This window comes from Paenibacillus hamazuiensis, assembly GCF_023276405.1.
Classification (GTDB): Bacteria; Bacillota; Bacilli; order Paenibacillales; family NBRC-103111; genus Paenibacillus_AF; species Paenibacillus_AF hamazuiensis.
In genome coordinates this window covers 1,816,557-1,837,382 of the sequence record NZ_JALRMO010000001.1, presented here as the reverse complement: position 1 = coordinate 1,837,382, position 20,826 = coordinate 1,816,557, and the positions used below count along the sequence as shown (strand labels likewise).

26 protein-coding genes are annotated in these 20,826 nt (G+C 52.2%); 6 read left to right on the top strand and 20 right to left on the bottom strand.

Annotated features, from left to right (window positions below; all coding sequences use genetic code 11):
- Positions 1–15 precede the first annotated feature (15 nt).
- The 6 genes from spoIIIAE to MYS68_RS07815 form a co-directional block, all read right to left on the bottom strand.
- Positions 16–1,167, bottom strand: coding sequence for a stage III sporulation protein AE (spoIIIAE, locus tag MYS68_RS07840; RefSeq protein WP_248925299.1), 1,152 nt, complete (start codon positions 1,165–1,167; stop codon positions 16–18).
- A 51-nt stretch (positions 1,168–1,218) separates the two neighbouring features.
- Positions 1,219–1,608: a stage III sporulation protein AD gene (gene spoIIIAD / locus MYS68_RS07835; RefSeq protein WP_248925298.1), complete on the bottom strand. Its 390-nt coding sequence runs from the start codon at positions 1,606–1,608 to the stop codon at positions 1,219–1,221.
- Between the two features lie 16 nt (positions 1,609–1,624).
- The gene (gene spoIIIAC, locus MYS68_RS07830) at positions 1,625–1,828 is read right to left on the bottom strand and encodes a stage III sporulation protein AC (RefSeq protein WP_131013129.1); all 204 of its coding nucleotides are present in this window, start codon (positions 1,826–1,828) and stop codon (positions 1,625–1,627) included.
- 13 nt (positions 1,829–1,841) lie between these two features.
- Positions 1,842–2,360 carry a stage III sporulation protein SpoIIIAB gene (gene spoIIIAB, locus MYS68_RS07825; protein WP_248925297.1) on the bottom strand — a complete coding sequence of 173 codons (519 nt, stop codon included), beginning with the start codon at positions 2,358–2,360 and terminating at the stop codon, positions 1,842–1,844.
- A 3-nt stretch (positions 2,361–2,363) separates the two neighbouring features.
- Positions 2,364–3,359, bottom strand: coding sequence for a stage III sporulation protein AA (gene spoIIIAA, locus MYS68_RS07820; RefSeq protein ID WP_248925296.1), 996 nt, complete (start codon positions 3,357–3,359; stop codon positions 2,364–2,366).
- A 67-nt stretch (positions 3,360–3,426) separates the two neighbouring features.
- The gene (locus MYS68_RS07815; RefSeq protein WP_420852100.1) at positions 3,427–3,702 is read right to left on the bottom strand and encodes a YqhV family protein; all 276 of its coding nucleotides are present in this window, start codon (positions 3,700–3,702) and stop codon (positions 3,427–3,429) included.
- Between the two features lie 193 nt (positions 3,703–3,895).
- Between MYS68_RS07815 and comA the strand changes: the two genes are divergently transcribed.
- From comA to MYS68_RS07800, 3 genes are all read left to right on the top strand, one after another.
- Positions 3,896–4,723, top strand: coding sequence for a phosphosulfolactate synthase (gene comA, locus MYS68_RS07810; RefSeq protein ID WP_248925295.1), 828 nt, complete (start codon positions 3,896–3,898; stop codon positions 4,721–4,723).
- Between the two features lie 48 nt (positions 4,724–4,771).
- Positions 4,772–5,476, top strand: coding sequence for a 2-phosphosulfolactate phosphatase (locus MYS68_RS07805; RefSeq protein WP_248925294.1), 705 nt, complete (start codon positions 4,772–4,774; stop codon positions 5,474–5,476).
- 100 nt (positions 5,477–5,576) lie between these two features.
- Complete coding sequence (locus MYS68_RS07800; RefSeq protein WP_248925293.1) at positions 5,577–6,038, top strand: DUF441 domain-containing protein; 462 nt, start codon at positions 5,577–5,579, stop codon at positions 6,036–6,038.
- 435 nt (positions 6,039–6,473) lie between these two features.
- Here the strand turns inward: MYS68_RS07800 and MYS68_RS07795 are convergent, their stop codons facing one another.
- The 5 genes from MYS68_RS07795 to MYS68_RS07775 form a co-directional block, all read right to left on the bottom strand.
- Positions 6,474–7,730 carry an aspartate kinase gene (locus tag MYS68_RS07795; RefSeq protein ID WP_248925292.1) on the bottom strand — a complete coding sequence of 419 codons (1,257 nt, stop codon included), beginning with the start codon at positions 7,728–7,730 and terminating at the stop codon, positions 6,474–6,476.
- A 147-nt stretch (positions 7,731–7,877) separates the two neighbouring features.
- Positions 7,878–8,435, bottom strand: coding sequence for an elongation factor P (efp, locus tag MYS68_RS07790; RefSeq protein WP_248925291.1), 558 nt, complete (start codon positions 8,433–8,435; stop codon positions 7,878–7,880).
- 13 nt (positions 8,436–8,448) lie between these two features.
- The gene (locus MYS68_RS07785; RefSeq protein ID WP_248925290.1) at positions 8,449–9,522 is read right to left on the bottom strand and encodes a M24 family metallopeptidase; all 1,074 of its coding nucleotides are present in this window, start codon (positions 9,520–9,522) and stop codon (positions 8,449–8,451) included.
- Between the two features lie 5 nt (positions 9,523–9,527).
- Positions 9,528–9,971 carry a type II 3-dehydroquinate dehydratase gene (aroQ, locus tag MYS68_RS07780; protein WP_248925289.1) on the bottom strand — a complete coding sequence of 148 codons (444 nt, stop codon included), beginning with the start codon at positions 9,969–9,971 and terminating at the stop codon, positions 9,528–9,530.
- 76 nt (positions 9,972–10,047) lie between these two features.
- Positions 10,048–10,539, bottom strand: coding sequence for a YqhR family membrane protein (locus MYS68_RS07775; RefSeq protein WP_248925288.1), 492 nt, complete (start codon positions 10,537–10,539; stop codon positions 10,048–10,050).
- 201 nt (positions 10,540–10,740) lie between these two features.
- Between MYS68_RS07775 and MYS68_RS07770 the strand changes: the two genes are divergently transcribed.
- A complete protein-coding gene (locus MYS68_RS07770) occupies positions 10,741–11,610 on the top strand; it encodes a DUF1385 domain-containing protein (RefSeq protein WP_420852208.1) in 870 nt (289 codons plus the stop codon).
- A gap of 59 nt (positions 11,611–11,669) precedes the next feature.
- Positions 11,670–11,945, top strand: coding sequence for a hypothetical protein (locus MYS68_RS07765; RefSeq protein ID WP_248925286.1), 276 nt, complete (start codon positions 11,670–11,672; stop codon positions 11,943–11,945).
- Between the two features lie 368 nt (positions 11,946–12,313).
- Here the strand turns inward: MYS68_RS07765 and MYS68_RS07760 are convergent, their stop codons facing one another.
- Together MYS68_RS07760 and mntR are read right to left on the bottom strand one after the other, a co-directional pair.
- The gene (locus MYS68_RS07760) at positions 12,314–13,297 is read right to left on the bottom strand and encodes a patatin-like phospholipase family protein (RefSeq protein ID WP_248925285.1); all 984 of its coding nucleotides are present in this window, start codon (positions 13,295–13,297) and stop codon (positions 12,314–12,316) included.
- Positions 13,298–13,466: 169 nt separating this feature from the next.
- Entirely contained in the window at positions 13,467–13,889 is a 423-nt protein-coding gene (gene mntR / locus MYS68_RS07755) for a transcriptional regulator MntR (RefSeq protein ID WP_248925284.1), read from the bottom strand.
- A 198-nt stretch (positions 13,890–14,087) separates the two neighbouring features.
- On the opposite strand from mntR, the gene splB reads away from it, so the two are divergent.
- Positions 14,088–15,143 carry a spore photoproduct lyase gene (splB, locus tag MYS68_RS07750; protein WP_248925283.1) on the top strand — a complete coding sequence of 352 codons (1,056 nt, stop codon included), beginning with the start codon at positions 14,088–14,090 and terminating at the stop codon, positions 15,141–15,143.
- Between the two features lie 2 nt (positions 15,144–15,145).
- Here the strand turns inward: splB and MYS68_RS07745 are convergent, their stop codons facing one another.
- From MYS68_RS07745 to MYS68_RS07715, 7 genes are all read right to left on the bottom strand, one after another.
- Positions 15,146–15,856 (bottom strand): cytochrome c biogenesis CcdA family protein, encoded by a 711-nt coding sequence (locus MYS68_RS07745; RefSeq protein WP_248925282.1) that lies wholly within the window; start codon positions 15,854–15,856, stop codon positions 15,146–15,148.
- A 24-nt stretch (positions 15,857–15,880) separates the two neighbouring features.
- Positions 15,881–16,684 (bottom strand): metal ABC transporter permease, encoded by an 804-nt coding sequence (locus MYS68_RS07740; protein ID WP_248925281.1) that lies wholly within the window; start codon positions 16,682–16,684, stop codon positions 15,881–15,883.
- A 17-nt stretch (positions 16,685–16,701) separates the two neighbouring features.
- Positions 16,702–17,472, bottom strand: coding sequence for a metal ABC transporter ATP-binding protein (locus MYS68_RS07735; protein ID WP_248925280.1), 771 nt, complete (start codon positions 17,470–17,472; stop codon positions 16,702–16,704).
- Positions 17,473–17,483: 11 nt separating this feature from the next.
- The gene (locus MYS68_RS07730) at positions 17,484–18,431 is read right to left on the bottom strand and encodes a metal ABC transporter substrate-binding protein (protein WP_248925279.1); all 948 of its coding nucleotides are present in this window, start codon (positions 18,429–18,431) and stop codon (positions 17,484–17,486) included.
- A 172-nt stretch (positions 18,432–18,603) separates the two neighbouring features.
- Entirely contained in the window at positions 18,604–18,837 is a 234-nt protein-coding gene (locus MYS68_RS07725) for an RpnC/YadD family protein (RefSeq protein WP_248925278.1), read from the bottom strand.
- Positions 18,768–19,610 (bottom strand): Rpn family recombination-promoting nuclease/putative transposase, encoded by an 843-nt coding sequence (locus MYS68_RS07720; protein WP_248925277.1) that lies wholly within the window; start codon positions 19,608–19,610, stop codon positions 18,768–18,770. The genes MYS68_RS07725 and MYS68_RS07720 overlap by 70 nt, the downstream gene beginning before the upstream one ends.
- Before the next feature lie 137 nt (positions 19,611–19,747).
- A complete protein-coding gene (locus MYS68_RS07715) occupies positions 19,748–20,824 on the bottom strand; it encodes a Gfo/Idh/MocA family protein (protein WP_248925276.1) in 1,077 nt (358 codons plus the stop codon).
- Positions 20,825–20,826: the final 2 nt, after the last annotated feature.

Below are 20,826 nucleotides of genomic sequence, written 5' to 3'. Positions count from 1 at the left end.
TCAGCTTCATGTCGGTTAGCGTACCATGACCGAGACGTTGCCCGCCGCGATCATGATCGTAATGGCGAGGAAAAACATCAATCCGACGACCGCCAGGGCGGCGAACACGTAGACCATGCTTTTCCCGATCGTTTCCAGGCAAGCGATCATCGGATTGTCGCCGAGCGGCTGCATGATGGCCGCACACAAATTGTAGATGAGCGCGAGCGTGATGATTTTGATGGCCGGAAACGCACAGATCAGGATGATGATGACGACGCCGACGAGGCCGACGGCATTCTTCACAAGCAGTGAAGCGCCGATGACCGTCTCGGAGGCATCTGCGAACAGGCGGCCGACGACGGGAACGAAGTTGCCGGCAATGTATTTCGCCGTGCGGATCGTGACTCCGTCCGCCACGGCGCCGCCGGCCCCCTGCACGGAGATGACGCCGAGAAATACGGTGATGAATACACCCAAGGAACCGAGTCCGATGTTGCGCAGCAGGTTGGCGAGCTGGGTTACTTTGTATTTGTCCGTCAGCGAACTGACGATATGCAGCACGGCGGAAAAAAACAAGAGCGGGAATACGAAGGCGTAAATCGCCGTCCCTACCGTATGAATCATAAATATAATAAGCGGATGCAGCACCGACACCGAAACGACATTGCCCATCGAAGCGAGCAGCGTCAGCAGAAGCGGAACGACCGCCACCATAAAGTTGATCATGTCATTGATCGCGCCCTTGGCATACCCGATCGCTACGCTGAAGCTGTTGATCGCCATTATCATCAGCACGAGAAAGCAGATCGAGTAGGCGATTTTGCTCACCGCGTTTTTTTCAAAGGAGCTTTGCAGCGTCTCGAGCAGTATGCTGAAGATGGTCAATACGACGATAGCCGCCAGCAGCTTGCCGTTATAGAGAACCTCGTGAAAAAAGTATTTGAGCACGCTCTGCAGCGCCGAGGTCATGCTCAGCTGCTTCGCCCCCGTGAGCAGGTCCATGAAGCTCGGGGTTTGGCTGTCGGGAAAAAATCCGCCGTATTCGTTGACCAGCTTGTTCCAAAATTGCTCAACCTGATCCGTAGGCAAATGCTCCGCCTGCTCCCTGACGACCTGATCGAACGGAGCCGCCGCTGTCAGGCCTGACATGCTGCCGGATACAGCCGTTTGCAAGCTTCCCGTCATAAATAGCACTCGTTTCCATGGCCGCGACAATTTGCTTCAACTCCTACCGCCTTAAGCCGGAATCATTTTCACAACCGTTTCTATGATGACGGACACGATCGGAATGGCCATCACCATGATTAAAATTTTTCCGGCCAGCTCGATTTTGGAAGCGATCGATTCTTGCCCCGCATCGCGTACGATTTGGGCTCCGAATTCCGCGATATACGCGATACCGATGATTTTCAATATCGTTTTCAAAAAGATCATGTTGATGTTGGACTTTACCGCCAAATCTTCCAACACCTGAATGACGGAAGAGATTTTGCCGATCAGCATGAGGAACAGCGCTATGCCTGTAAAAGCGGTAAGCAAAAAGGCGAACATCGGCTTCTGTTCCTTGATGATCAATATCAATATGGTGGCGATCAGTCCGATACCCACGATCTGAATCATTTCCAACGGCCTTCACCTGACCTTACTGAAAAAGAAAGATGGTCTTGATCTCTTTAAACAGGCTGTCGAGCAGGCTTACGACCATAAACAGAACTACGACGAATCCGATCACCGTCACCCAATGGGCCATGTCCTCTTTCCCCATCTGCTTAAGCACCGTATGGATCATGGCGACGATAATTCCGATGCCGGCGATCTGGAATATCGCGTTCACATCGACGTTCATTGGCGGCACCTTCCTAATACATTAAAATGACCACAAGCGCGCCCATCAGGATCCCCAGGCTTTTCCACATGCTTTCGTACCGTTTCTGCTCTTCGATCGCCCCTGTCTCCTCCGCCTGCAGCTGGCTGACCGCCAGCCGAAGATGCTTCACCTGATCGTCCCGGTCGGTTCTTCCAAGCGCCCAGCCCAGCTGAAGCAATATTTGCTTCTCTCCGGTTTTCATCGCGGTGAGCCTGAACTGTTCTTCCGCGGCCTCCCGCCAAATGTCTGCGGCCGAGCAGTCCGAAGCGGCGGCCAGCCGTTCCCCGGCGGTGCGAAACAGCCCTGCCGCCGGCTCCGTGAGCTGCGACGACAGCTTGCCGAACGCCTCCGCAAGCGGCGTGAGACCGAAGACGATTTCCGTCTCGAGCCGCTGCACCGCCTGAATGAACTGCCGTATTTGTTTCGGCCTGCGGGAGAGCAGCGATGCCTGATAAAAGCCGAACATCGTGCCGGAAAACAATATAAGCACGCAGCCGATCAGCTTCAGCATAAGTTACCGCCTCCTGCCTTCGGAAAATGAAGGAACCGCATCCAGCCTGGCTCCTTGTCCGTCATAGACCGCTTCGACGGTGCCGGCCCCCCGCCTGCGGCTGAGCACCACATAGCGGCTGAATACACCGTCCGCCATCAGCTCCCGCAAAATCGGCCGGCTGCGTATATCGGCCAGATCGTTCCCGTGCGCCGTCGCCAGCACGCGAATGCCGGCGCGCACCGCCTCGTGAATGGCGATAGCGTCTTCGGGGCGGCCGATTTCATCGACGGCCAGCACATCGGGAGACATCGAGCGGATCATCATCATCATCCCTTCGGCTTTCGGACAGCCATCCAGCACGTCCGTTCTTGGGCCGACGTCAAACGTCGGCACCCCGTGAACGGAGGCGGCCAGTTCGGAACGCTCGTCGACGATGCCGACTTTTAACCCCCTCCCATGGACCGGAGGGTCCTGGCCGGATCCGCTGCTGATCAGACGCGCCAGGTCCCGGAGCATCGTCGTTTTTCCCTGCTGGGGCGGAGATACGATCAAGGTCGGGTGAACCGACGAGAGCCCGGGATCGATCAGGTACGGCAGCACCATTTTGCCTGCGTCGACCGCTTGCCTGGCGATGCGGATGTTGAAGCCCGTGACGTCCTTGATCTGCTTGACTTTGCCCTGCTCGAGCACGGTTCGCCCGGCCAGTCCGACTCTATGGCCTCCCTGGACCGTAATGAAGCCGCGGCGCAGCTCCTCGTCGAAGGTGTATACCGAGTACCGGGTGATCAGCTCAAGAATCGACGCGCAATCTTCACGGGAAGGCCGGTATGCCGCATCCGGTGCGCTGCCTGTTTCCGAATCCGCGCTTACGAAGCCATATCCTCCGCGGTAAATGATTTCCAGCGGGCGCCGCTCCCTGACCCGTATTTCTTCCAATTGCTCTTTGACTGCGATTGGTAGATTTTGCACGATCGCTTTGATCGTTTTTGGTAGAATTGCTAGAATTGATTCAAGCACAAGGCAGACCCCCAAGCTGTCCATCTTTACCACATATGTATGCCCCGCCTCTACCGAATATGACCAATTACTTTTTCAAGATTCCGATAAAAATGAAAGAAACGCCGAGCAGCACCCACAGCATTTTGCCAAATGATAGTTTGTCCGCTAGACCTACGAGGCCGATCGTCGTCGTGGTCAGCAAGACGAGGGGGCCGACCATGGCAAGTCCCGAATTGACCATCAGCGCCTTGTCAATCTGATTGAAGCGAAGCATCAGCAATGCCGCGATGATTTCCACGCTTCCCGAGAGCATTCTGAGGCTCGCCATGCCGAGCACCACCTTGTTAAACGTCTCCCACAATCTGCGTTCACTCCTTTCCCTGTCGGCTTGCACGGGCTGTCCGCACTTCACGCGAATGCGCGCCGCACGTAAGTCCCTCCTTTCTATACCCTATGCGGGCACGTCTCTTTTTAGGCATAGTGGGCACACCCCCAATCAAAAATGCATATGATGACACAGAAAACAACCACATTACAGCGAGGAGTTTTAAACGATGGAAGTGACATCTCGTTTGGATTGGCATCCGCAGCTCAGCGACCCGACCGGCGCCCGGAACGTAAAGCCGCGAACCTTAGGAAAAACGATGGTGATCGATAAAGGACTTGGCCTTCACGCTCTGCAAGATTTGATGGACACCGCCGCCGACTACATCGATCTGCTTAAAATCGGCTTCGGTACATCGCCCCTCTATAAAAAAAGCTTGCTGAAAACGAAAATCGACTTGGCCAAAGCAAACAACATCGTCGTTTATCCCGGAGGCACGTTCCTGGAAGTGGCCATCCGCCAAAACGCGATCGATTCGTTTTTCGATATGGTCGCCTACTTCGGCTTCAACGGAATCGAAGTATCCGACGGAACGATAGAAATCGACCGTAACCTGAGAAACGAGCTCATCTCCCGCGGAAAGGAATCCGACCTTACCGTCTTTACGGAATACGGAAAAAAATGCTGGGGTTCGACGATTGAACTTGAGGAATTGATCGAAACCGTGACGATCGATATGGAGCAAGGCGCCGATCTCGTGACGATCGAAGGACGCGAATCCGGCAAAGGTGTCGGTATTTACGACGAAAACGGGGCATGCAAAGACAAGGAAATCGAGCAAGTGCTCAAAGGGATTCCAAGCCCTGACGTGCTGATGTGGGAAGCGCCGCACAAGGAGCAGCAGGTACACCTTCTGACCACGCTCGGCACCGATATCCATTTGGGCAATATCGCTCCGCAGGATATCATTTCCCTGGAAGCGCTGCGGCGAGGACTTCGCTCCGACACGCTCCTGCTGGGCAAGACGGCCGCGGAACCGAACGAGGCGCTGAACTAATCCGTATCCAAAACGAATCGCTGAACGGAAAAGGAGACTGGCGGCACGATGAACATTCAAGTCATTTCAAGCGTAGACGAAGCGCTTAGCGACGGGCTTGCCGGCAATACCGTCGTCGTCATCGATGTTCTGCGTGCGACAAGCACATTGATTACGGCGCTCGTCCATGGCTGCGCCGGCGTTGTCCCCGTGGAAACGGTACAGCAGGCGAAACAGGCGCAAAAGCCGGGGGACCTGCTCGGAGGCGAGCGATTTTGCCAAAAAATCCCTGGGTTCGATCTCGGCAATTCTCCTTTCGAGTACCGCCCGGAAACCGTAGCCGGCCGGAATGTCATTTTGACGACGACCAACGGCACCCGAGCCGTGCAAAAATCGCAAAAAGCCGCGTATATATTGGCCGGTGCGCTTCTGAACGCAAGCGCCTGTGCGGAAAAAGCGCTTGAACTCGGCAAGGATATCACTATTCTATGCTCGGGAACAGGCGGCGTATACAGCTTGGAGGACGGTCTGTGCGCAGGGCTGCTCGTGGAGGAAATGGTTCGCCTGGCAGGCCCGGAACTGCAGGTAGGCGATTTCGGCTTGGCGATGATGTATGCATACGGTCAAGTGAAGGATCGGCTGACCGAAGCTCTTTTCAACTGCTATAACGGAAAACGTCTGACAAAACTCGGCTTTTCGGAAGATATTTTGTACTGCTCGCGGGTCAATGCAGTAACGCTGGTTCCGATGTACCACAACGGCGTTATGAAATAATCCGCTGTTTCAAAGGAACATCCTGTCCTCTGCTTCCGTTCTAAATCGGTTGTCCACTCATAGACTTAAAACAGAAACTATGAGTACAAGGAGCCGGACTATGAACGGAGACATTTTGCTCGTCGTATTGATCATTATCGGGCTGATCGGCCGCTCGCATATCATCACGACCGCTGCCTGCGTTTTGCTGGTCATCAAGCTGATCAGCCTGGAGCGTTACCTGCCGACCATCGAGAGAAGAGGGCTGGAGCTGGGGCTGCTGTTTTTGACGATGGGCGTGCTTGTACCGTTCGCCAGCGAACGCATCAATTTGAAGGACGTGACGAGCGTCTTCACGACATGGCCCGGCATTTTGGCACTTGTCGGCGGCGCTATCGCCACTTACATGAACGGCAAAGGGCTTGAGCTGTTAAAAATAGACCCACAGCTCATTGTGGGTCTTGTCATCGGTTCGATATTCGGCATTATTTTTTTGCGCGGCATACCGGTTGGGCCGTTGATGGCCGCAGGTATTACCGCTTTTTTGCTGCGGGTATTTCAGATTATATTCGGGAAGGGGTAAAACCAATGTCACCCCCTAAATCTAGGGCTCACCCCCTAAATCCCCCTCCAGGGGGACCCCAGGCGCTCGGGCGCCCTGGACCCGCCCGTATGGAGGGGCTGCTCGCTGCTAGTTCGCGTTTGTCCGGCATGGATTTTTTTACCTTCGGGTAAAAATCCTATGCCGGACACGCTGTACGGTTGAGCTGTGCCGGGGAGCGGGTATGTGCCTCGTGCCCGCGTTAGTCAAGCCATGGTTTTACTGGCGCAAAACCTATGGCGGACACGCTTTACCCTACCTTTTGGCGGTACGCGCCACATACCTTAACAGCAAAAATCCGGTGAACTTCGTCACCGGATTTTTTCGCTTCAGTTAATCTACTTTTTATTTATATTTATTTTCTTCTCGTTTGCTTATTGCCTACTGCCTTCTATCTCGTATCTTCCGTCCTTAGACTTAACGTCTTTCAGAAGGACCGCCGACGAAGGCTTGCTTGTCGGTATCAAGGCCGTATGCCGTATGGAGAGCGGAGATGACTTCGTTCAAGCGGGAGCCGTCGATGACGCAGGACGTCTTGATTTCGGACGTGCTGACCATGTTGATGCTGATACCGAGGTCCGAGATGACCTCGAACATTTTCGCGGCGACGCCCGGAGTGCTGACCATGCCGGCGCCGACGATCGATACTTTCACCAGATCTACTTGGGAGGTCACTTCGCGGAAGCCGACCTGCGGGCGGATGCTTTCGATGACGGACAAAGCTTTGTCTTTATCGCTCAGCGCCACGGTGAAAGAGAAATCGGCCGCGCCGTTCATAACGCCGCTTTGTACGATGATATCGACGTCGATTTGTTCCTTGGCGAGAGCGGTGAACACCTTTGCCAGCTGTCCCACTTTTTCCTCCACGCCCAAAATGCTGATTCTTGCCACGTTTTTATCGTAAGCGATGCCGCGCACCGCAAGGCCTTGCTCCATGACCGCTTCCTCCTTCACCATTGTGCCTTCGTTATAATTAAAGCTCGAACGGACGACCAGCGCCACGTTGTAGTTTTTCGCATATTCCACCGCTCTCGGGTGAAGAACGGCCGCGCCGAGATTGGCGAGCTCCAGCATCTCGTCGTACGAAATTTCGTTCAGCTTGCGCGCTACGCGGACAATACGCGGGTCTGTAGAGTATACACCGTCTACGTCGGTGAAAATTTCGCAAACGTCCGCTTTGATCGCTGCAGCCAGAGCCACCGCCGTCGTATCGGAACCGCCGCGCCCGAGCGTCGTAATTTCGCCCTCCTCGGTCATTCCCTGGAAGCCGGCGACGATGACGATCTTCCCTTCGTCTAATGCTTTATGAATACGGTCCGGCTTGATATCCGTAATCCGCGCTTTGCCGTGAACCGCTTCCGTGTACATACCTGCTTGCCAGCCGGTAAAAGAAATAGCCGAAAATCCCATGCTATGTATCGCCATAGACAGCAGCGCTACGGATACTTGCTCGCCCGTTGAGAGCAGCATATCCATTTCGCGCGCGGGAGGCGTTGTATCGCATATTTGCTTCGTCAAATCGATCAAATCGTCCGTTGTATCGCCCATGGCCGATACGACGATCACGCATTGATGTCCTTCCTGCTGTCTTTCCACAACCCGTTTGGCCACGCGTTTCATGCGCTCCGCATCGCCGACGGAGCTGCCGCCGAATTTCATGACTATAAGAGACAAGCTGCTCACTCCCAGTACAATTTATAACGCCCAATTCAAACTGCCTAACAATAACAATATGTAATTATATCACAAGGCTTTCATATTAGAAAACTGCAAAAATCCCGCTCCCCACGAGGTGGAAAACGGGATGCTTGTCCGAATCGCTTACGCGCGGGAGATGTACTTGCCGTCGCGGGTATCGATCAGCAGCACGTCTCCCTCGTTGATAAACAATGGCACCTGAACGTTAAGGCCGGTTTCGAGCTTGGCGTTTTTGGTGGCGCCGGTGGCGGTGTTGCCTTTGATGCCCGGCTCGGTTTCGACGACTTTCAGCTCGACGCTGTTCGGCAGGTTGATGCCGGTAATTTCTCCTTGGTAGCTCATTATGTTGATCATCATGTTTTCCTTCAGGAAGTTGAGCTCCCATTCGAGCTGCTCCGCCGGAAGGCTGACTTGATCGTAGGTTTCCGTATCCATGAACGTATGCTCGCTGCCCGAGGCATACAAGTATTGCATTTGACGGTTTTCAATGTGGGCTCTGCCCACGTTTTCGCCTGCGCGGAACGTGCGCTCAACGGTGTTGCCGTTGCGGATATTTTTCAGCTTGGAGCGGACAAATGCCGCACCTTTACCCGGCTTAACGTGTTGAAAATCAAGAACCGTAAAAATGTCGCCGTCCACTTCAATAGTGAGGCCTGTTTTAAAATCGTTTACTGAGATCACTGTGATAACCCTCCTAGTTTATTACAATCAAGTCTTTGCTTGAGTGCGTCAAAATTCGCAGGCCCTGCTCGGTGATGACGACATCGTCTTCAATGCGCACTCCGCCGAACCCCGGAATATAGATGCCCGGCTCCACCGTTACCATCATGCCCGGAGCGAGCACCGTCTCGCCGGTTTTGGAAAGCCGCGGCGCTTCGTGAATTTCCAGGCCGAGTCCGTGGCCAAGCCCATGGCCGAAATGGTCCGCATACCCGTATTTGGCGATTACGCCCCGTGCCAGTGCGTCGGCTTCAATCCCGGTCATGCCCGGCTTGATATGCTCCAGCGCATAACTTTGGGCCTCACGCACGATGTCGTAAATCTTCTTATGTTGCTCGGTTGGCTGCCCAAGCACGACGGTGCGGGTGATGTCGGAACAGTAACCTTTATACAGCGCTCCGAAGTCGAATTTGACGAATTCGTTCCATTTCAGCACGCGGTCACTCGCTTTGCCGTGAGGCAGCGCGGAACGTTCACCGGAAGCCACGATCGTCTCGAAGGAAGTTGACGTCGCCCCATGGCGACGCATGAACATTTCCAGCTCGACCGCCAGCTCCCTCTCGGAAACGCCCGGCTTGATGAAGCCCAGTATATGGCTGAACGTCCGGTCCGCCAAATCCGCTGCTTCCTGCATGACGGCAATCTCCTGCTCATCTTTCACCATGCGCAGATTCTCGACGAGACTGTCGGTAGCGACAAGCTCAATCGACCCGAGCTGCTCGCGATAGCTGATGTAGCCGCCGTACGTCACATCCTGCTGCTCGAAGCCGATACGACGGATTCCGAGCCCGGATAAAAGCTCCTTCACCGTATCCATCGGTTTTACGGCATGCTCGACGATCTCGAATTGTGCCGCCTGCTCCGCCGCTTGCGTCGTATACCGGAAATCGACCAACAGATAAGCTTTGGAACCGGTAATCAGAACGTATCCGGCGCTGCCGGAAAAACCGGTCAAATAAAACCGGTTAAACGCATTGGTGACGAGCAGCGCTTCCAGTCCGTTTTCCTGCAGAACCGTTCTAAGCTTCGCTATTCTCGAAAGCTGCATGAGATTCACCCCGCCTGTTCGATATGCTTGACAAGGGCCCGAAGTCCGAGCTCGTAGCTGTCCGCCCCGAAACCCGCGATTTGTCCGACCGCAACGGGAGCGATTACCGAAACGTGACGGAACGCCTCCCTTTTATGGATGTTGGACAAATGGACTTCCACCGTCGGTATGTTTACCGAGCCGAATGCGTCGCGCAAAGCGTAGCTGTAGTGCGTAAACGCACCCGGATTGATCAAAATGCCGTCGACATTTCCAAACGCCTGGTGAATGCGGTCAATCAGGTCTCCTTCATGGTTCGACTGATAAAACTCCACGGTTACCGAAAGCTCCTGGGCGAGCCGCGTCAGACGTTCCTCGATTCCGGCGAGCGTTACCGTTCCGTACACGCCGGGTTCGCGGATTCCGAGCATATTGAGATTAGGTCCGTTAAGGACTAGAACACGCTTCATGGCATCCTCCGGTTGCATAATCGCTTGGAATCAAGCGTAACACCCTTGCCATTTTACCATAACTTTCCCCCGTTTGTTAAGCGCCTTTCTTAAATGGTTCGCGGGTCCTCTCGTCCGTAAATTCCACGGAAATCGAATAACCGATAAACAACCCCCACAATACGAACAAACAAGCGTCGGTAATCAGCGTGTTCCATTCGATTTGCCCGAGCCACGGCATCATGCCAAGGGCCGGTCCGACAAGCAAATACAGCAGTCCCCACCAGCAAACGCCGTATGCGACTCCGCCCCACGGCCCCTTAACTTTGGCTAAAAATATACCGTAAATAAGCGAAGCGGCGACCGAAAACAAGATATAAAAGACCCAACCGACCAAATAACCTTGCCATGTCATTAAAAACGAATGCCTGAAAAACGGCTCCACCAGGAAACCCGGTGTAAGTTCGGTAAAACGGAAAAAATGCTCGATGATTTTCAGCGCGCCCCAGATAACTCCGGCAAAAAAACCGATATATCCGGCAAACCACCATTTATTTGTATGCCGAACCGTCTCGTCCTGAATTTTCATGTCCGCTCGACCCTTCCTCTATATGTGCATTAACGAAGCCAATTAAAGGTTAGTATGCACAAAACCGGGTTCAATAAACGGGTAGCTTTATACCAGCGAATTCGTTAAAATAGATGTTATATCCATCAATCGAAGAAGGTGAGCACGTTGTCGCAAAATCAATGCACAATTTACGGAGGTCAAGCTGTAATAGAAGGAGTTATGTTCGCCGGCCAAACGGTTCATGTTACGGCGGTGCGCCGTAAGGACGAATCGATTCAATACTTTGAGGTGCCGAAGAAAGAAATCCCTTGGGTTCAAGCGCTGAAAAAAATCCCTTTCGTCCGCGGTATTGTCGGCATTATCGAAGCAAGCGCCAAGGGTGCGCAGCATTTGAATTTCTCCGCCGAGGTATTCGCCGAGGAAGAAGGAGAAACGAAAGAAGAGAAAAAAGAATCGGTTTTCGCCAACATCTCAATGATTCTAGGCGTGGCGGTCATCGGCATCATTTCGTTTTTGTTCGGGAAATTTGTATTTACTCTAGTTCCCCCCGCTATCGAGCAACTGCTGTTTTCCCGCCTGTTCGAAAACCAGATCGGGCATAACTTGATCGAAGGTTTGATTAAAATCATTTTGCTCGTCGGATACATTTATTTCATCTCGCTTACTCCGATGATCAAAAGGCTGTTTCAGTATCACGGGGCGGAGCATAAAGTGATCAGCGCGTACGAAGCCGGAGTCGATTTGACGGTGGAGAACGTGCAAAAATTCAGCACGCTTCATTACCGGTGCGGCAGCAGCTTTATCGTCTTTACGGTAATTGTCGGCGTCGTCATTTACTCGTTTTTCACTTATGATTCATTCATCGAGCGGATCGTCCAGCGTATTATATTATTGCCGGTCGTTATCGGCGTGTCTTACGAGGTGCTGCGTTTTACGAACAGCCTGCGCGAAGTGCCGGTGCTCAGATACTTGGGATATCCCGGACTTTGGCTGCAAAAACTGACGACCAAACAGCCTGACGATTCCCAGGTAGAAGTATCCATCGCTTCGTTTAACCGGATGCGGGCCATCGATATGCAAAACCAATAAGCTGATGATTGTAATACAGATATTTAAACTCATGTTTTAACCTTAGGGGGAATGATCGCATGAACCGCCGATTACCCGCATACGCCTATGTCATATTCGGGCTCGTTGCCGTCGGGATATTAGCCCGATTCGTCTCCGATCCGAGAGGCATGATCGTTCCGATTGTCGTTTTCGGTGTCGTATTTCTGCTCTACAAATTTCCGCCCAGCCGTTGGCAGCGCCGCAAAACGGCTCCCGGTCCCCGCTTCGCAAAACCGAAGGAAAAACGCAGAGCACCCTTCCGCGTCATCCAGGGCAACAAACCCGACGACGACGATCTGCCTAAATATCACTAACCAACAGCGACCTCGCGTCGCTGTTTTTTTATTGCCTTTGGTTGCACATTGTAATTATCTACGGCTTGTACTGGTTGTGTGCGCGCAGAAAAGTTTAGCGTGTTCGGCCCCAATTCGGCGCCAGCCGAATCGTGCCGAACAAACGCGGGCAAGCGGCACTCAGAATCTCCCAGCATCTTCGCTCCAAAAAGTAAAGCGTGCCCGGCATAGGATTTTTTGTCCGAAGGCAAAAAAATCCATGCCGGGCAAACGCGAACTAGCAGCGAGTATATCCTCCACCGGGCGGGTCCAGGGCGCTTGGGGCGCCTGGGGTCCCCCTTCAGGGGGATTTAGGGGGGGTCCGCCCGATTCAGGGGGTGATATGCCTCCTACGACTTAGGAATAAGCTTCCTTTCCACCATCATCTTAAATTGGTTCTCGTACTCGGATGCCTTCCATCTGGAAAAAAATGCGCTCGCCGCGTTGTACCCGGACTCGTACAGCTTTCCGCTCGCTTCCGGCGTAATTTCGAACTGCGTGACCCTTACCCCGACAGCCGGAATTTTTATCGTACGAAAGCGGTTATGCTCTTCGATGTAACGCTCATCGTGAGCCTCTAACATCGTCGCCACGAGCGCACGCAGCATCGTCACAGGACCGTAAATTTCGTGGGGTACCGCCGCCTGTTTTCCTACGAGCTGAAAGCCGACCGTCGGAATCATTTTGCTCATATTCGTTTCATATTGTTTATCGAACAACCACAGAGGGAAATTGCTCAGCAGTCCGCCGTCCACAATGTAAATAAACTGATTTTTGAACAAATCCCCTTTTTTGCGGATCGTCACCGGCTTGCGGACAATGACCGGGTCAAAAAAATACGGAATGCTCGTGCTCATCCGGATCGCTTTGGATATAAGCAGCTTTTGCGGGTCGATGCCGTATTGATCGATATCGTCCGGCAGCACAAGCAGCTTGCCTTGGGAAATATCCGAGGCGATGATCCTAAGCTGACCTGGCTTTAAATCACCGAAGGTGCGGATCCCTTTTTTCAACAGGAGCTGGTAAACCCAGTATTCGAGCGCCTCACCCGAGTAAAGTCCCTTCTTGATAAACAGCCGTAGTGCCGGACCGATGATTTTAACGTTTTCAAAAATCCAGGAACGTTTTAAAAAAGCCGAAAACGGAGTTTGCTCAACCACCTTTTTTATTTCTTCTCCCTTATACCCCGCTGCAATGAGCGATGCGACAATTGATCCTGACGACGTTCCCGCCACTTGATGAAACCGCACGCCTTTCTCTTCCGCAGCGTGCACCGCGCCAGCCAGCGCGATCCCCTTCACCCCTCCGCCTTCAAACACCGCATTCACGAGCATGCCTACCATCACCTCTCGCACACAGCCTCTAGTGGTATGTATGCAAGATTGCGATTGTCCTAGAACCGAAGCTACTTCATGCACCCCCGCCAAGCTCCGCATTATTTCCAAGGCAAAGCAAAAAGACCGTCAGCATCGGCTGACAGTCCCGGTTTTTCTCTACATTATGTTAATCCGCGTCCATTTCGGCCTTCAGTTTTTGCAATTCCATGGTGCGGGCAGGGTCGCGACGGAAATATTCCAGCAAAGTGGCGATACAGTTGATCGAATCCCAGCTCAGGTGGTGTTCGATCCCTTCCACATCTTTATAAATCGTGTCGTCGGATACGCCGATCAGCATCAGAAACTCTTCCAACAGCTGGTGACGGTCTACGAGACGTTTGCCCATCTTTTGTCCCTTGGACGTCAGAACTAGTCCGCGGTACTTTTCATATACAAGATAATTATCTTTGTCCAGTTTTTGGATCATTTTCGTAACGGAGGACGGATGAACTTCCAAGCCTTCGGCGATATCGGAAACGCGCGCGTATCCTTTTTCGTCGATCAGCTTATAGATTCTTTCCAAATAATCCTCCATGCTTGGCGTGGCCATCCAAGTTCCCCCTGTACGTCAGTGAGCGATTCATATGTTATGATACCTTGTTTTATCTCGAAATTGCAAGTGTATGAAGCTCGAAATTCCCATGTGTGTTTTTCCCGAGTAAATCATACAATAACCCAGGCTGAGTGAATACTTACTATACCATATTGCCATTGGAAAAAGCAAGAAGGCGAGGTGACGTTCTCCCATATGTCCACTCAACTCATGAGCCACCGGCATACGCAGCTGTTTATTCCGGAGCTTGTTTATTTTGAACCGAATGCGCTCGAATATCCGAAAGGGCAAAAAATTCATGAATGGGCGAAACAACAAGGTTTGCCCATCCGCATCACGCCTTCGCATAACCGGATCACCAATTTACCCGGCGAAAGCGAGCTGGAAAAATACAAAATCGCCAAACGAACGCTTGTTGTGGGCATCCGCAAAACGCTTAAATTCGATACGTCCAAGCCGTCCGCGGAATATGCTCTTCCGATCGCCACCGGCTGCATGGGTCATTGCCATTACTGCTACCTGCAGACGACGCTCGGCGCCAAGCCGTATATTAGAGTATATGTCAACATGGACGACATATTGAATGCGACGCAGCAATACATCGACGAAAGAGCGCCGGAAATCACACGCTTCGAAGCGGCATGTACCTCCGATCCCGTAGGGCTCGAGCACATCACCGGTTCGCTGAAGGAAGTCGTCGAATTTATGGGACGTCAGCCGCTTGGACGGCTCAGATTCGTCACAAAATATCACCACGTCGAGTCGCTGTTGGATGCCAAGCACAATAAGCATACCCGGTTCAGATTCAGCGTCAACGCCGACTACGTCATTAAAAACTTCGAACCGGGGACATCGAGTTTTCAAGAGAGGATCGATGCGGCGGGCAAAGTGGCGAAGGCCGGCTATCCGCTAGGCTTTATCATCGCGCCGATCATTTGGCATGAAGGATGGGAGGAAGGATACGCGGCACTGCTGCACAGGCTGAAGGAGGCCGTTCCCGAGGAGTCAGCACAAGACCTGACGTTCGAGCTGATCCAGCATCGTTTCACGAAAACGGCCAAACGGGTGATTGAGCTGCGTTATCCGAAAACGAAGCTGGAACTGGACGAAACGAAACGGAAATATAAATGGGGCCGCTGGGGGCAAGGTAAATACGTATACCCTGACGAACAAGCCGATGCGCTTCGGGAGTTTATCACCGAGCAAATCTTCGAGAACTTCCCTAAGGCAAATATCGACTATTTTACATGACTTTAAAACTTAAGCCATGGAGGGGTCATATCGTTGAGCCAGATCGTAATTTTCGTCATCCGGTCGGTGTACAAGAGTACAGCCATGACGATCATCAGCGCCCCTCCGATTTTCATGATTTTTGCCGAATATTGGAGTATCCACTTGGTTGTCCCGATAAAAAATGCCAGGATAAAAAACGGAATCGCAAATCCAAGCGAATAAGCGGTGATAAGCGGAAACCAGGAACCCGGCTCTGATGCAGCCAAAGCCAAAATCGCGGACAAAATCGGTCCGACGCATGGCGACCAGCCCGCGGCAAACCCCATCCCAATCAGAACCGACCCGACATAACCGGCAGGACGAAGCTTCCACTGCACTTTTCTTTCCTTGAGCAGCCACTGCGGCTGAAAAATTCCGAGCAGGAAAAGTCCCATCACCAAAATAAGAATTGCCGCGATTTCCCTGATCAAATCCTTGTAGTCGATGAACAGCGCGGCGACAAGACCGGCTCCCCACCCGAGACTGTAAAAAATAATCGAGAACCCGGCGATAAAGCACAAGGTATGCAAAATCGTCTTCAGCCGCACATCGGCGGAACCGCCCTCCTTGAGCTGGCTGACCGATATGCCGGTAATATAGGAAAGATACGACGGATATAACGGCAGGCAGCAGGGTGAAATAAACGAAGCGAGCCCCGCCCATAATGCGATCCATAAGTTGACATGCTCCACAGTCTGATCCCCTCTCGATACGTCTTACAATCTAAGCCCCCGCTTCACAAACAACGTGCCGATCAGAACAGCTATCAAGAGCAGCACAACGGTTGCTCCCGGCGCCAAATCCCATAGCCCGGCCGCGATCAGTCCGCCCAGCACGCACAGCTCGGAAAAAATGCAAGCGAGCACGACGGAATGACGAAAGCTTTTCGCAACTATAAGGCTGCAGGCGACCGGAATCGTCAGCAGCGACGAAACGAGCAGCGCTCCCACGATTTTGATCGAAACGCTGATGACAAGCGCCGTCAGCATCGTGATGACGATGTTGTATGTACGCAGCGGCAAACCGCTGACCCCGGCGGCCTCTTCGTCAAAAAACATCAAAAACATCTCTTTGAAGTTAAAGATAACGACCAGGATGACGAGAACGGCAACACCGGCGATTACCCACAAATCCGTCTGGTCCAGCGTATAAATGTTGCCGAAAAAGTAGGTCATTACGTTGATGTTGAATCCTTTGCCCATCGTAAAAAGCAGCGTTGCCAAAGCAACGCCGCCGGACATGATGATCGCGATCGACAGCTCTGCGTAAGTGCGGTATGCCTTGCGCAGCCGTTCGATCGCAAACGAAGCGAGGAGCGCAAACACAAGTCCGACGGCTACCGGGTAAATGCCGATCAAAAAGCCTAACGCCACGCCGGCAATCGATACATGGGCGAGCGTATCCCCGATCATCGAAAGCCTTCTAAGCACTAAAAATACGCCCATCAGAGGCGCCGTAATGCCGATCAGCGCCCCTCCGACGAGCGCCCTCTGGAAAAAGTATTCGGAAAAAATGCTCAATGTTTTCTACTCCTAACTCATACTTGAATCGAGTGCGTCAAATTCGTTTCCAAACACTGCTCGGGCTGATGCGTATGCTTGACATAAAATTTCAGGCCCCCGCTCGTCTGTACCGAGTTCGGCCCCAAATACGACTGAACCATCTCCAAATCGTGAGTCACCATCACGAACGTAATATGATGGTGCTCATGCATATGCCGGATCAATTGAAAAAAGTCGGCCTGCGTCTTGGCGTCGATGCCGACCGTCGGCTCGTCAAGAATAAGCAGCCGCGGGTTGTTAATAAGCGCCCTGGCGAGGAATACGCGCTGCTGCTGCCCGCCGGACAGCTGGCCGATCCGCCGATCCGCCAAGTCCTCGATACCCATCGCCTGCAGCGCGTCATCGCATTTCCGGTAATCTTCCTTCGTCAGCCGGCGGAACATTTTCTTTTTCCCGTACAAGCCGGACATGACAACTTCCTTTACGGTAGCCGGAAACAGCGGATTCAGCGAGTTTTTTTGCGGCACGTAGCCAATCAGATCCCAGTCCTCAAACCGGCTCACCGGTTCGCCGAACAGCCGCACTTCGCCATGGCTCGGCTTCAAGAGGCCGACCATCATGCGCACCAGCGTCGTTTTGCCGGCTCCGTTCGAGCCGACGAGGCCGACGAAGTCCCTTTCGAGAATAGTAAAGCTGAGATTATCTATCACTTTTTTATGTTCATAGAAAAAAAAGACGCCATCGATGGTGACGACGCTTTGATGGCATCCGTTCGGATATCCGTTCATGGCAGCTCCTTGTTTCATGATGATATATTCTATTGTAACGCTTTTAATAAATTTTTCAAATTCGCATCCATAACCGACAAATAGTCCTGACCGGCTTGTGCTTCTTTGTCCGTCAGCCCTTCAAGCGGATTCAGCACAAGCGTCTCGATTTTCGCGTCTTTTGCGAGAGTCTTGGCCAGTTTATCGGATACAAGCTCCTCAAAAAATATATATTTCACGTTATGCTCTTTGATGAATGCATTGATTTGCTGCATGTCTTTCGCAGTAGGCTCCGCATCTGGAGATAAGCCCATGATCGGCATTTGGGTTAGCCCGTATTCCTTGCACAAATAAGCGAATGAATTGTGGGAGACGACGATTTCCTTTTTCTGTACTTGTGCCAGTGCCGACTTGTACTTGCTGTCCAGCTCGTCAAGCTGCGCGGCAAACTTTGTATAATTCGCTTCATAATCGGCTTTGTGGGCTTCGTCGGCAGCGACAAGATTGTCTTTGATCGTCTGCGCTATTTTTTTTGCATTCACGGGACTAAGCCAAACGTGAGGATCCCATTCGGATTCGTGCTCTTCGTGTTTGCCTTCGTCGTGACCGTGCTCTTCTTCGGCGGCTTTGAGCAGCTCCAATCCTTTGCTGGCTTCCACCGCCTTCACCTTGACTCCCGGCTTCAGGCTGCCAAGAAAATCGTTCACCCAGCCTTCGAAACCGGCTCCAAGATAAATAAACAGATCGGCCCCCGTCAAATTGCTCATATCCCGGCTCTTCGGCGACCAGTCATGCGGCTCCACCCCGGCAGGCACGAGATTGATCACGTTCACATGATCGCCGCCGATTTTTTTCGTAAAATCGTAAAGAGGATAAAAGCTGGCGACCACGTTCACTTTTCCCGTCACGAGCGTTTGTTTGGTCCCGCCGCAAGCGGATAATAAAAGTGAACTCACCAAAAGCATAATAACTATCGATACAACCTGCTTTTTGAACATGCTTGCACTCCTCCGAGACATTCCGATGTTTAATCGTAATTTTTTTTATTAATACATTCAGGATTATAAGCGGGCTTAGCGCTTCCTGTCAATGCCTAATCGTAATTTTTTTGAAAAAAAATTAAACAAAAAAGACAAGGTTCCCCTTGTCCCATTATCCCCGCATTTCGCTTTATTGAAGCGTTTCTTTTCTTTTTATAATCTCCTCGGGTTTCAAGCCGGTTACTCGTGCAATGATCGAAATGTCCAGACCTTCGGCGATCATTGCTTTGACCATTTGTTCTTTGCTTATCTCCTTACCTTCCTCAATTCCTTTTTCAATTCCTTGTTCAATACCTAGTTCAATGCCTTGCCTATATCCCTTCGCTTCGACTTCATCAATGATTTTGTCAAAGTTGTCTCGCATGTAAACGGCTCCTTTATGACGAATGTTTCAATCGTTTCAAGTACCACTTGATCCAGCTTCGCATGTGGAAGCTTCCTAGCAAATCGATGTGTGAGCCAGGTCAGAAACCGCCGCAATTGCGGTTCGGGCATTCGTTCCACCGTCCCCATCAAGTTGCTGAGCTGGCGTCTTAAATCGTCCAGACCATCTTGCTGCTGCAGCAAAAAAACAGCTCCGATCGTGTTGGATAAACTCAGTAAATCCTCTTCTTTATATCTCTGCACATCAATTAAAATATACTGAAAATTCATCAGTTCCGTGCCGAACAGTTTTTCGCCGCCGATAACTTCCCGAAAGCTGCGGCTTGCCGTCCATCTCCGTTTCCCGCTGTATACGACCAAAGGCACAATGGCGGGCAACCGGAAGTCTTTTCTTGCGGGGATTGGTTTGGGCGTATTTTTCAATACATCCCGCCAAATTTCCGTTTGATACATAAGCAGCCGATAAGGCATCTGATAATCGACGGTAGATTGCATCTCCAGCAATACGTAGAAGATGATGTCCTGATCTTCGAGCTGCAGGCGGTAAACGATATCGGCTTCCTTTTTGCTGAAATCAGGTAAAATGTAAGATTTATCGACGCCGACCAGCCGGGATTCATCGACTTGCTGCACCCAGTCCCGGTGTACGAAGCTTTTCAGCAACTGCAAAAAGATCTGCTTGCTGGACAGCAAATATTTGTAGCCGCGATCGTGTCGATGGAACCCGGCCGCATGTTCCTGATCTTGAGGCATTCCCATTCTCCTCGGGCTGTTATTTTTATTATAAATCAATCCTCATGACGTGAAAAGAATCCGTCACACGCAAAAAAGCACCCGGCCAGCCGATCGATCGGCGGTCAAGGTGCTTCCTTGTGCATAAATATAAAGTTTTATTCGACGCGAATCGCTTGCTTTTGAGCGAGCAGGCAAAGCTCGGCCGCCTTAAAGGCATGCTCCTGCGTCATCGCGTTTTCCGTACGGTTGATGCAGTCGAGAATGAGCTGGCCGAAAAACGGATACCCGACCTGACCGCTAAGCGAATAGTGCTTTTCTCCTTCATGGTTGACCAGGTAGAGATGGTTGCCGCTCGATTCGCGCGCGATATCGATGTATTTGCGCAGCTCGATATATCCGTCCGTACCGAGAATGATCATCCGGCCGTCTCCCCAGGTGCCGAGACCGTTCGGAGTCAGCCAGTCGACGCGGAAATAGCTGGTTGCACCGTTGTCGGCCACGAGTGTCGCATCGCCGAAGTCCTCGAGCTCCGGATACTGCTTGTTGTTGTAGTTCGCTACGCGGCTCGAAATAACCTTCGCGTCCTTCGCGCCGGTATAAAACAAAAACTGTTCGATCTGGTGGCTTCCGATATCGCAAAGAATGCCTCCGTACTTCTCATGCTTGAAAAACCATTCCGGACGGCTCGGCGCATTTAATCGGTGCGGGCCGGTGCCCAGCGTCTGTACGACGCGGCCGATCGCTCCTTGCTGGATCAGCTGTCCGGCGAACACCGCACTTTCCACGTGAAGCCGTTCGCTGTAGTAAACCATGTACTTGCGGCCCGTCTCCTTAACCGTCGCACGCGCTTCCTCCAGCTGTTCCAGCTTGGTGAACGGCGTCTTGTCCGTGAAATAGTCTTTGCCGTGTTTCATGACGCGGACGCCGAGCGGACCTCTTTCGCTTGGAACGGCGGCAGCGGCAACCAGCTTGATGTTCGGATCCTGCAAAATTTCATCGAGCGATGCTGCAGCTTGCGCTTGAGGGAATTTCTGGACGAATGCGTCCACTTTGGCCGGGTCCGGGTCGTACACCTTTACCAGATCGGCTCCGGCTTCGACCAAACCGTTGCACATGCCGTAAATGTGCCCGTGATCGAGCGCGACCGCGGCAAAAGCGAACTCGCCTTTGGATACGACCGGATTGGGCTTGCCCTGCGGAGCGTAGTTCATACCGTCGCTTTTTTGTACCATAA